Genomic DNA, 11,623 nt, shown 5'->3' with positions numbered 1-11,623 from the left:
TTTGTGGCTAGTTGTGGTGGTGTTACTATTTCAACCCTTAAAACTTATATACAGAATCAAGATGAAATAAAATAAGGACGCGATTCATCTCACGCTTATTTGAGAAAATAAAGCTTGAGGCTTCTCGCGGTTAAGCTAAAAATTTTGAGAGTACAAGTGGGAACATAATTATTTAGGTCACTGAACAACATTTTTTAACTGTCTTGACATTGTAAACTTTTGTTGTTTAGATTAGAATAAATTTAAATTCTTAATAAGATGAAACAATTTTTCTCAAGTTTGGCATCTGTTTTTAAAGATAGAAATTTTTTAAAGATTATTCATGTTATTGAAAATATTGTTTCCAAAGTTTTATCTTTAGCTTTAATCTTTGTTATTTTTGTTTCTTTAATAGAGTTAATAATGGCTTTATTAGCTGATATAGACTTGACCAATGAATCGGGATTATTTACCAAAACTTTAATAGAAATATTTGGATTATTTTTAAATATCTTAATTGCTTTAGAATTGCTCGAGAATATCACTGCTTATTTACGTAAACACATTGTGCAAGTAGAGTTAGTCATAACTACAGCTTTAATTGCAGTAGCGCGTAAAATAATTATTTTTGATCCCAAACAATATGATAAAATTGATTTGCTTTCCCTAGGATTTGCCATTATAGCCCTTTCTGGTAGCTATGGGTTAGTCAAATACTTTAATAACAAAAATAAAGATAAGGGTATAGATTAGCACCCTAATCAGGTAAAATTAAGATTTAATTAACATCGGCAATTATTCAGCAATAATTAACATGAGCAATTTATTAGTTGAAACAAGTTGGGTAATTCCGTTTTATGGATTGGTAGGGGGTATAGCTACTCTACCATGGTCAACGGGAATTATCCGTAAGACTGGACCTCGTCCGGCTGCTTACCTAAATCTGCTGATGACTTTTTGGTCATTTATCCACGTTTCCTTGGCTTTTGGGGCTATTTGGGGCAAAACTGCGCAACAATTGTCCTTTACCTGGTTAGAAGTAGCTGATTTAAAGTTATCTCTAGGTGTAGAAATCTCTCCCGTGAGTTTGGGGGCGATGGAATTAGTCTCGGGTATTAGTTTGTTAGCACAATTGTACGCTTTAGGCTATATGGAAAAAGATTGGTCTTTAGCGCGTTTTTATGGCTTAATGGGCTTTTTTGAGGCTTCTTTGTTGGGAATCGCTTTGAGTGATTCTTTATTCCTCAGTTACGCTTTGTTAGAGGGTTTAACTCTCTCTACCTATTTATTAGTTGGTTTTTGGTATGCACAACCTTTAGTAGTTACCGCAGCCCGAGATGCTTTTCTGACTAAACGTGTGGGGGATATTATTCTGTTTATGGGTTTGGTAGCTTTATCTAGCTACGGTGAGGGGTTGAGTTTTAGCGATTTACAAAATTGGGCGTTAACTTCTCCTTTGCCTCCTCTGACGGCGACATTGTTAGGATTAGCGATGATAGCAGGACCTACGGGTAAATGTGCCCAATTTCCCTTGAATTTGTGGTTAGATGAAGCGATGGAAGGACCAAATCCTGCAGGAATCATGCGTAACTCTATAGTAGTGTCTGCGGGGGCGTATGTACTGATTAAGCTGCAACCAGTGTTTACTCTCTCTCCTGTGGCTGCTGATGTGCTTATTGTAATTGGTACGATTACTACTATTGGTACTTCTCTAATGGCTTTGGCGCAAATCGATATCAAAAGGACTCTTTCTCATTCTACTAGTGCTTATCTAGGTTTAGTATTTATCGCGGTAGGATTAGGACAAGTAGATATTGCTTTGTTATTGCTGTTAACTCATGCGATCGCCAAAGCTTTGTTATTTATGAGTGCGGGTGCAATTATTCTGGCTACTACTAACCAGAATATCACAGAGATGGGGGGGTTATGGTCGAGAATGCCTGCGACGACTACTGCTTTTCTAGTAGGTAGCGCTGGGTTATTGGCGTTATTCCCTTTAGGAACTTTTTGGACGATGCACCGTTGGTTAGATGGTACATTGGAAGTGCATGAATGGTTATTAGCTATTCTCTGTCTAGTTAATGCTTTATCAGCGATTAATCTGACTCGTGTCTTTCGTCTAGTCTTTTTAGGCAAACCTCAGATGAAGACTCGTCGTACACCAGAGGTGGTATGGCCCATGGCTTTAGCTATGGTTATTTTAACGGTGATAACTCTACTTGCTCCTACTTTACCTCAATCTTGGTCATTATGGCTGAGTTCGACAGCACCAAGAATTATCCAAACCGATGATTTTATCGTTAAGTGGGGGATGTGGTTATTAGTTGCTGCGGGTTTGACTGGGGTGATTATTGGCGCTACGGTTGAGTTAAATAGAGCTTCAGCTAGGTCAATTCAGCTATGGCGTCGTTTACTCCAGGATTTATTCGCTTACGATTTTTATATAGCGGAGGTTTATCAATATACCGTAGTTTGGTTTGTTTCTACCACGGCTAAGATAACTAATTGGTTAGACCGTTATGTAATTGATGGTGTAGTCAATATGGTGAGTTTAGCGACGATTTTTAGCGGTAATGCCCTCAAATATAATATCTCTGGTCAATCACAGTTTTATGTCTTAACAATTTTAAGTGGAGTGGTATTGTTTCTTTGGTTCATTATCAATAGTCAATGGTCAATGATTCTTAATTACTGGACATCTTTAATAGGTTAAATTATGTTGAGTCTGTTACTGTTAATTCCCGTAATCGGGGCGTTAGTTACTGCTTTTTTGCCCAAAAAATTAGATTCTGTTGATTTACGCAAAATCTCTCTGTTATTTGCGGCTATTATTTTGTTAGTTACCCTGGGGATAGTTTTACTATTTAAACCTCAAATTACTGAGTTACAGTTTGCTGAGAATGTGATCTGGATTGAATGGTTAGGGTTAAACTATCAGTTAGGATTAGATGGACTGTCATTACCTCTGTTATTTTTGAATAGTCTGTTAACTCTGATTGCTATCTACAGCACTAAGAAGGTTTTAGCTAGACCAAGATTATACTATTCTCTGATTTTCTTACTCAATGCTGGTGTAACGGGTGCTTTTTTAGCTCAAGATTTACTGTTGTTTTTTCTCTGTTACGAGTTAGAAATTGTCCCTCTATACTTTCTCATCGCTATTTGGGGGGGTAAACGTAGGGGATATGCTGCGATGAAGTTTTTACTCTATACAGCGATATCAGGTTTTTTGGTATTGATTTCCTTTTTGGGGTTAGTCTGGTTTACTGGTGCTGATAGTTTTAATTATCAATCTCTGTTGGGACATAATTTACCCGTAGAGACGCAAATTTTGCTATTAATTCCTCTTTTGGTTGGTTTGGGGATAAAAATACCCATTTTTCCCTTTCATACTTGGTTACCCGATGCTCACGTTGAAGCCTCTACCCCTGTCTCAGTTTTACTCGCGGGAGTGTTACTAAAACTAGGAACTTATGGTTTATTGCGTTTTGGTGTGGGTTTGTTTCTAGAAGCTTGGGTAGAATTAGCACCTTGGTTGGCGACTATCGCTGCTGTAAGTGCTTTATATGGGGCTTCTTGCGCGATCGCTCAACAAGATATGAAGAAGGTTGTGGCTTATTCTTCCATCGCCCATATGGCTTATGTGTTATTAGCTGCGGCGGCGACTACTCCTTTAAGTCTTGCTGCTGCGGTGTTTCAAATGGTTAGTCATGGTTTAATTTCGGCTTTACTGTTTATGATTGTGGGAGTAGTTTATGAAGCCACAGGAACAAGAGATGTTAACTCTCTCTCTGGTTTACTTAACCCCCAACGAGGTTTACCCATTACAGGAAGTTTGATGATTCTCGGTGTGATGGCGAGTGCGGGTATTCCTGGTATGATTGGTTTTATCGCTGAATTTCTGGTTTTTCGAGGTAGTTTCCCGATTTTTCCGATTCCAACGTTGTTATGTATGGTGGGAACAGGTTTAACCGCGGTTTACTTTTTATTGGTGGTTAATCGGGTATTTTTTGGTCGTTTGTCTCCTGATTTGGCGAAATTACCTACAATAGAGTTAGGGAAACATTTACCTCATTTTGCTTTGATGTTGCTTATCTTTATCTGGGGTATTCAACCTGGTTGGATGTTACGTTGGAGTGAAGCTCAAACTAATGCTTTGATTAATCCAGATACAGCCATAATTGGGAGTTCGGAGTTAGGTTTTAGGGGTTAGGGTGTAGCGCGATTAGTTGTAAGATGTAGCGCAATTGGGTGTTATTATCTCTATATATTATACTCCCACTCTCCCACTCTCCCCCTCCCCCCGTCTCCCCCTCTCTCCCTCTTATTACTACAAAACTTTAAAAAATCATGTTAAGTATAGATTTAGAACCTTCAAAACACCCTTTAGCTGAATACGTCAATCGTTTTGAGTCTGGTTTAGCTTTATTAGCAGATTCGCCTGATAATGTTTTAGAGGTAGTAGGTATCCTCAAAAGTTATGGGGTGGTTTTAGACGCTTATTCTATTAACCTTTGTTATATAGCTAATCATCAGTTTTTGGTCTTTTTTCCTTTCTTTAAATACTTTAATGGGGAAGTTACTCTCAATAAGCTATTTAAACATTGGTTTCACGATCGCCTTAACTATGAGTACGCTGAGTACTGCATGAAATATATGATGTGGCACGGAGGCGGTGGTTTAGATACTTATCTGGATTCTCCCGAGTTTAGTCAGAGAGTAAATAAGTTAATTCAGGCTAAATTTAAATATAATTGGTTTATTTTGGGCTTAAATAAGGTTTACCCTGAGTTTTTAAGCGAATTAATGCGCCAAATGTGTTATTACAGCGCTTTAGGTCAGTTTTGGCGGGTAATGAGTGATATTTTCTTGAGTTTGAGCGATCGCTATGACAATGGGGAAATTAAAACTATCCCTGATGTGGTTGGACATATTCGAGAAGGATTAGTAACTAACGCTAATAACCCTATCACCTATCAAGTAACCATCAAAGATCAGGTTTATCCCATTATCCCCCCTGAAGTTGGTTTAACTTTTTTAGCCGATACCGCTATACCCTATGTAGAAGCGATCTTTTTCCGTGGTGGACCTTTTATGGGTACTGTTTCTTATAATGCACAAGCTTATCAGATTCCCCACGACCAAGAAATGTTTACCTATGGCGCTTTATACGCAGATCCTCTCCCTGTTGGTAGCGCGGGAATTCCTCCTACTTTATTAATGCAGGATATGCGCCATTTTCTTCCTGAATACCTTCATCAAGTTTATCGTCAAGGATTGCGTCAAGAAGATGATTTATTGATTCAAATCTGCGAGAGTTTCCAAAAATCGATGTTTTGTGTTACTTCTGCAGCGATTCAAGGTTTAGCCCCCTATTCTTTAAATACCCAAAATCTAGAAGAGAAAAAAGCCAATCGAGTCTATCTAGAAACATGGCTTAATCGTTTCTTGACTTCTCGGTTATTAGAAGTAAATAAGTAAAAACAGGGAGAGGGGAGAGGGGGGTATAATATATAGGAATAAGATAGCAGTACAAGCTAAGGTGTTTGACATTTTCAAATTATGAAACCCATTACTGTCTTGGTGCGCGTTCCCTAGCTTGGTCGACGTTCCTTGGCGCCGGTTTCCGGCGCGGGACTCGCGTTCGCGAGATCCTTCGGATACGCACCGCAGTCTAGCTTTTGCCTGAGTGCCTGAGTGCCTGAGTGCCTGCGCGTAGCGCTATAACATCTACACCGTACACCATAATATCTAGTATAGCACTACTCTTGTTGAGTCACGTAGAATGGAAGAGGTTTTATCAAAATTTGACAATACCACTGGGTTGATGTTGGGCTGCCACTAGGCGATCGCATCCTGAGTGAGGTTTAGCCCAGAGATATTGACTTTCGTTGGGATTACCCCAACATAATCCTAGATACAGTTCATTACACCCTGAATATACCTCAGCCCATTCTCGTTGGGCTATTAAACTATTTAAGGTTACCGAAGTAATTTCCTGAAAACCTTCTTTAACCTGAAAATATTTCATATTAATGGTTGCTTGTTGCCAAAAATCGATAATCGATGCTTTAGCATTAACTAAAATCTCTTTATCTCCCTCAATAGCGGTTAATTGATTGTGTAATTCTGGTATGGAGACAGAAAAATCCCCAAACCGACAGGTTCGCCAAACTATCCCTGACACCTGGTGTTCCCTTTGATATTGGTGTACTTGAAAACGAAAATCTTGATAAGCGAATACTTTACTAACTTTATTCAAATTCAAAGCTTTAGCGATCACAGGATTATCAATTCTAGAGGCAGAAGACATTAATAATCTTTGACCTTGCCAATTAGCTTTTAATTCTACTTCTAAAATTTCGATCAGCTCTTGAGTATTGTACACCATGACTTTGACGTTCGATTTGATGAGCTTTATAAACAATCCAGGGAAAGAATAACTTAGCTAATTTTAACTTACGTAGAACAGCGTGAGGATCGCTTAAATGAGTATCAGGGAGAGTTTGTCCCATTTCTTTAAATACTAAACCCAAGGGTATGTTAATCTCATCTTGTAATTGGAGACAACGAGCTAAAAATGGACCATAAGCAGAAAGTATCGAACCTACACCCCCTCTCACTTGTCCCCAACCGATAAAACAGATATTAGCATAATCTTCCAGAAATGAGCCTCCATAACAGTTAAGAATTGGTCCATTAACTCGCTGTAATTCTGGTGGTAAAAAGGGATAAGCCAAATAATAACCAGTTCCACAAACGATTAAATCAAAACTCGATCGAGATCCATCGACAAATTCTACCTCTTCTCCTGCTAAGGTGAGTACTCCAGGTTTAGGAATAATTTTACCGTGTTTGAGATAATAGGGGACTTCGTTATTAACCGTAGGATGTTTAGTAAAAATCTGGTGTTGGGGTTTAGGAAGACCATAATCAGAATGTTGACCAAAACTGAGACGAATCATGGTATAAACTAATAAGCGCTGTAGTGATTCTGGCATCCAACCCCTAACCCAATCCGTAACAGGAATACCCCCAAAGGTTTTGGGTATAAACCAGACAGAATCCCGCATACTTAAGACGCAATGTTCAGCTACTCTAGCTGCTTCGGCGGCTACATCACAAGCTGAGTTACCACCTCCAATCACTAAGACTCGTTTACCTTTTAGTTGATTGGGGTGTTTATAATCTTTGGTATGGATAATTTCTCCTGAAAACTCTCCCTGAAACTCTGGAAAGCGTTTACACCAATGATGACCATTACAGATAATCACCCCTTTATAGACTCTGGTAGTTTGGTTATTTAAAATAACTTCCCAGTGGTTATCTTCCCGAGGTTGAATCCAGGTTACTTCCGAGTTTAACTCAATGTTCTTTCTTAATTGATAGTGATCAGCAAAGAGGTTGAGATAATCCCCCATTTGTTTGGCACTAGGGAAGTCTGGATAAGTAGAAGGCATGGGAAAATGAGTAAACTCAGTAACCCGACGGGATGAGATAATATGGGCGGTTTCATAGACACCATGATACCAATTCCCGCCAATATCGTCACTAGCTTCTACTTGGTCATAGGGTATGTTAGCGTCTTGTAATGCTTGGGCTACACCTAAGCCCACGAACCCTGCGCCAATAATTAATTGTTTAGCAGTGGTTTCCATAGGGTTTTAGGTATTCAATTTTTCTAACATTAGTTTAGAAGCTTTAATCTGATCTGGTATGGTAATAGGATAGTTCCCATTGAAACAAGCGGTACAGAAGTTTTTGGGGTTTTCTCCTGTAACTGCTAACATTCCTTCCCAACTTAGATAGGCTAAAGAATCTACTTCTAATTTGTCGGTGATTTCCCCAAGGGAGTGGGTAGCGGCGATTAGTTGGGATTGATTATCGGTATCGATACCATAGAAACAGGGATGAGTCACCGCGGGAGAGGAAATGCGCATATGTACTTCTGTGGCGCCTGCATCACGAATAGCTTTAACGATCTTACGACTAGTTGTCCCTCTAACGATAGAGTCGTCAATAATTACTACTTTTTTACCTTCTAAGACGTCTTTGAGTGGGTTTAGTTTAACGCGGATACCTAAATCTCTCATATGTTGTGTAGGTTGAATAAAGGTACGTCCAACGTAACGATTTTTGATTAAACCTTCTCCATAGGGTATATCACTAACTTGAGAAAAACCGATCGCCGCGGGTATTCCTGAGTCTGGTACACCGATTACTAAGTCTGCGGGTACACCTGATTCTCTAGCTAATTGTTGTCCGAGACGAACTCGATAGCTATAGAGGGTATCATCGTGCATGATGCTATCTGGTCGAGCAAAATAGATCATCTCGAAGATACAGAGTTTTTTTTCTGGTTTTTCAGCCCATTGAATCGAAGTAAGTCCTGTTTCAGTAATCCAGACGAGTTCTCCTGGTTCAACGTCTCTGAGATATTCGGCGCCAATGATGTCTAAACCGCAGGTTTCTGAGGCTAAAACGTAGCGTTGAGGGTTATTGTCTAAAACACCGATAACTAGAGGTCTAATCCCGTTAGGATCTCTAATACCCATGATTCCTTGGGGTGTTCCCAGGGCTAAACTGTATGCGCCACGACATTTTTTTAGGGCGTTAATTGTTCCTTCTACCCAGTCTTTACCTTGTTTAATTTGCTCGGCGATCGCTAGGGCGATCATTTCTGAATCTGTAGTTGTGTTAAAATCGTATTCTAGTTTAGTTAATTCTTCTCTGAGTTCAAAGGTATTGACTAAATTACCATTATGTGCTAAAGCTAGACAACCTAAAGGAGTTTCGACGATAGCTGGTTGGGCGTTAACTACGTGACTAGATCCTGTGGTAGAGTAACGAGTATGTCCGATCGCGATCGTTCCTGTTAATTCTTGCAAGTTATCTTCACTGAAGACTTGAGAAACTAAGCCCATATCCTTATGTATATGCACCCGATCGCCGTCAAAAGTAGCGATACCCGCTGACTCTTGTCCACGGTGTTGTAAGGCGTAGAGACCAAAATAAGCTAATTTAGCTACTTTTTCTTCAGGTGCGTATATTCCGAAGACTCCACAAGCTTCTTGAGGTTTATCTGGGGGAGATTGCAAATTCATAATTATTTAACAATATTACTTTTTAGTGATTTTGACCGAGTGCTTGTTCTAGGGTTTGATGCCAAGGTTGACTCATATTACTTATACTAACCTTAATCAGTGTCTCAGAGTTATTAGTTGATATGGTTAAATTTTCAGTTGAGGTTACCTCACCCAAGAGACACCAGTGTTGGGGGCAATTTTCCTCTAAGTAAGATTCCCAACTTGACTGCATTTGGGCTTTAACAGAAACCACGATCCGACTAGCTGCTTCACCAAATAAGTACTCATCCCATCTCAGGTTAGTAGGAAGAGGAGGTAAGGTGATCTGTGCCCCTAGATTACCACTGAGACAACTTTCGGCGAGGGTAACTGATAATCCTCCCTCAGCACAATCATGGGCAGAATTTAGCCAACCTTGGTGTATGCCATGACGACAGACCCTTTGCACCAGACGTTCTAAGTTAAAATCTACTGGAGGTATTTTCCCTGCTACTAGGTGATGGATTTGGGCAAGATATTCTGAACCTGCTAAACTAACTTGATTGAGGTTACCGATCAGATAGATTAAATCTCCCTGTTGTCGCCAACCTTGACCACAAACTTGTTGAATGTTTTCTACTAACCCAATCATGCCGATCACTGGTGTGGGATAGATGGCTTGGGGATTGCCTTCAGAGTCGAGGGTTTCGTTATAAAGGGATACATTACCTCCTGTAACTGGTGTATTTAATTCCCGACAAGCGGTAGCGATTCCCTCACAAGCTAGGGCTAGTTGCCAATAACCTTGGGGATTTTCAGGACTACCAAAGTTAAGATTATCGGTTACTGCTAAAGGAATAGCCCCTACACAACTGAGATTGCGCGCTGCTTCCGCTACTGCTGCTTGTGCTCCTTCAAGGGGATTTAGATAGACGTAACGTCCATTACAATCGGTGGTAGCTGCTAAACCTAGGTTACACTCAGAGGGTTTGGCATTGTGTGGTCTTATTCTAATTACTCCTGCGTCTGCTCCTCCTGGAACGATTACGGTATTGTTTTGAACTTGGTGGTCATATTGGCGATATACCCAAGCTTTAGAAGCGATGCTAGGTGTACCCAATAACTGTAGGAGTATTTCTGTCCAGGTTAATTGTTTTATCCCTACTTGATTACATTCTGGTAGGGTATTAACGTCCCATTGCCAAGCTTTTTGGGCGTAGAGAGGAGGTTCTCTAAGTATTTCTCGTTCGTAAATAGGGGTATTTTCTGCTAAAGCGGTGGCGGGTATTTCAGCGGCGATTTTACCTTGATGCCAAATTCTGACGATTGGTTCTCGGATTACTGTTCCTGCTACTACTGCATGGAGTCCCCAACGTTGGAAAATCTCGATTAGCTCTGTTTCTCGTCCTTTGGCGGCGACAAATAACATTCGTTCTTGGGATTCTGAGAGCAGATATTCATAGGGAATCATCCCTGTTTCTCTCACGGGTATTTTATCTAAATCAAAGTCTATCCCTACTCCTCCTTTAGCTGCCATTTCTGCTGTAGAGCAAGTGATTCCTGCTGCTCCCATATCTTGGGCTGCTACTACTGCTCCTGTTTTAAAGGCTTCTAGACAGGCTTCGATCAGACATTTTTCTAAAAAAGGATCGCCTACTTGCACCGCGGGGCGATCGTCCATTGATTGGGAGGTGAGTTCAGAACTAGCAAAACTAGCACCCCCCATCCCGTCTCTACCTGTGGTTGAACCTACGTATAAGACGGGGTTACCGATTCCTGCTGCTCCTGATTTGACGATTGTTTCTGTTTCTAGTAACCCGATCGCCATAGCGTTGACCAAGGGATTACCACTATAAGCATCGTCGAAGTAAATTTCTCCTGCTATGGTTGGTACTCCTGTACTGTTACCATAGTGAGCTATACCTTCTACTACCCCTTGTAATAATCTACGGTTGCGAGGCTGATCTAATTTCCCGAAGCGTAGAGAATTGAGTAGGGCGATCGGACGTGCTCCCATGGTGAAGATGTCTCGCAGGATTCCTCCTACACCTGTGGCTGCACCCTGAAAGGGTTCGATCGCACTGGGATGGTTGTGTGATTCTATTTTAAAGGCGATGCGTAAACCTTGACCTAGATCTACTACTCCTGCGTTTTCTCCTGGTCCTACAAGTATGCGATCGCCTTGGGTGGGAAATTTTTTTAATAGGGGTTTGGAATTCTTATAACAGCAATGTTCTGACCACATGACGCCAAACATGCCTAATTCTGCTAAATTGGGTTCTCTACCCATTCTCTGGACTATTTCTTGGTATTCTTCTGGTTTGATGCCTAATTTAGCACAGGCTTCTGATGGTTGGGGAGCGGCCATATTTTGTTGTCTAGTGTCTTTACTCTCCCTTACCCTAGCACAAAGCTAGGTTTTTATTTTGTTTAGTTTTTCTAGGTCTCATTAAAAGGTAGATTAGGTGACATACTCCTACAGCGAATCAAAGATTACGCTGTAGGCTTCTTGTCTTTCACCTTCAGAGATGATTGACCGTTTTTGAGTGAGGCGATGCCCATCCCCACTTTTTTAATTA

General features: G+C 40.4%; 9 protein-coding genes. 5 read left to right on the top strand and 4 right to left on the bottom strand.

The annotated features are described in order from the left end of the window. From EA365_13965 to EA365_13945, 5 genes are all read left to right on the top strand, one after another. Positions 1–75 (top strand): IS200/IS605 family transposase (locus tag EA365_13965; protein ID TVQ42893.1); only part of this gene is annotated, 75 nt, incomplete at its 5' end. A gap of 183 nt (positions 76–258) precedes the next feature. Then, positions 259–732, top strand: a complete 474-nt coding sequence (locus tag EA365_13960; protein ID TVQ42892.1) for a hypothetical protein — start codon at positions 259–261, stop codon at positions 730–732. 61 nt (positions 733–793) lie between these two features. Then, entirely contained in the window at positions 794–2,692 is a 1,899-nt protein-coding gene (locus tag EA365_13955) for an NAD(P)H-quinone oxidoreductase subunit F (GenBank protein TVQ42891.1), read from the top strand. Positions 2,693–2,695: 3 nt separating this feature from the next. Next, a complete protein-coding gene (locus EA365_13950; protein ID TVQ42890.1) occupies positions 2,696–4,192 on the top strand; it encodes an NADH-quinone oxidoreductase subunit M in 1,497 nt (498 codons plus the stop codon). Positions 4,193–4,329: 137 nt separating this feature from the next. Further along, complete coding sequence (locus EA365_13945) at positions 4,330–5,460, top strand: CO2 hydration protein (protein TVQ42889.1); 1,131 nt, start codon at positions 4,330–4,332, stop codon at positions 5,458–5,460. A 319-nt stretch (positions 5,461–5,779) separates the two neighbouring features. Here EA365_13945 and EA365_13940 read toward each other — a convergent pair whose 3' ends face one another. The 4 genes from EA365_13940 to purL are packed head-to-tail and all read right to left on the bottom strand — an operon-like array spanning position 5,780 to position 11,412. Further along, complete coding sequence (locus EA365_13940) at positions 5,780–6,370, bottom strand: hypothetical protein (protein TVQ42888.1); 591 nt, start codon at positions 6,368–6,370, stop codon at positions 5,780–5,782. Continuing rightward, the gene (locus EA365_13935) at positions 6,315–7,637 is read right to left on the bottom strand and encodes an NAD(P)/FAD-dependent oxidoreductase (GenBank protein ID TVQ42887.1); all 1,323 of its coding nucleotides are present in this window, start codon (positions 7,635–7,637) and stop codon (positions 6,315–6,317) included. Before EA365_13935 ends, EA365_13940 begins: the two co-directional genes overlap by 56 nt. Before the next feature lie 6 nt (positions 7,638–7,643). Next, positions 7,644–9,083, bottom strand: a complete 1,440-nt coding sequence (locus EA365_13930; protein ID TVQ42886.1) for an amidophosphoribosyltransferase — start codon at positions 9,081–9,083, stop codon at positions 7,644–7,646. A 22-nt stretch (positions 9,084–9,105) separates the two neighbouring features. Further along, positions 9,106–11,412 (bottom strand): phosphoribosylformylglycinamidine synthase subunit PurL, encoded by a 2,307-nt coding sequence (gene purL / locus EA365_13925; GenBank protein TVQ42885.1) that lies wholly within the window; start codon positions 11,410–11,412, stop codon positions 9,106–9,108. Positions 11,413–11,623: the final 211 nt, after the last annotated feature.

Source organism: Gloeocapsa sp. DLM2.Bin57 (assembly GCA_007693955.1).
Taxonomy (GTDB): domain Bacteria; phylum Cyanobacteriota; class Cyanobacteriia; order Cyanobacteriales; family Gloeocapsaceae; genus Gloeocapsa.
Note: the sequence above shows the minus strand (reverse complement) of the source record. Positions and strands in the feature narration are given on the sequence as shown.

What these genes read in the sequence shown, in the direction of transcription:
- EA365_13940 (TVQ42888.1), bottom strand. Translation starts at nt 6,370, where the DNA reads ATGGTGTACAATACTCAAGAGCTGATCGAAATTTTAGAAGTAGAATTA.
- purL (TVQ42885.1), bottom strand. Translation starts at nt 11,412, where the DNA reads ATGGCCGCTCCCCAACCATCAGAAGCCTGTGCTAAATTAGGCATCAAA.
- EA365_13930 (TVQ42886.1), bottom strand. Translation starts at nt 9,083, where the DNA reads ATGAATTTGCAATCTCCCCCAGATAAACCTCAAGAAGCTTGTGGAGTC.
- EA365_13945 (TVQ42889.1), top strand. Translation starts at nt 4,330, where the DNA reads ATGTTAAGTATAGATTTAGAACCTTCAAAACACCCTTTAGCTGAATAC.
- EA365_13935 (TVQ42887.1), bottom strand. Translation starts at nt 7,637, where the DNA reads ATGGAAACCACTGCTAAACAATTAATTATTGGCGCAGGGTTCGTGGGC.
- EA365_13960 (TVQ42892.1), top strand. Translation starts at nt 259, where the DNA reads ATGAAACAATTTTTCTCAAGTTTGGCATCTGTTTTTAAAGATAGAAAT.
- EA365_13955 (TVQ42891.1), top strand. Translation starts at nt 794, where the DNA reads ATGAGCAATTTATTAGTTGAAACAAGTTGGGTAATTCCGTTTTATGGA.
- EA365_13950 (TVQ42890.1), top strand. Translation starts at nt 2,696, where the DNA reads ATGTTGAGTCTGTTACTGTTAATTCCCGTAATCGGGGCGTTAGTTACT.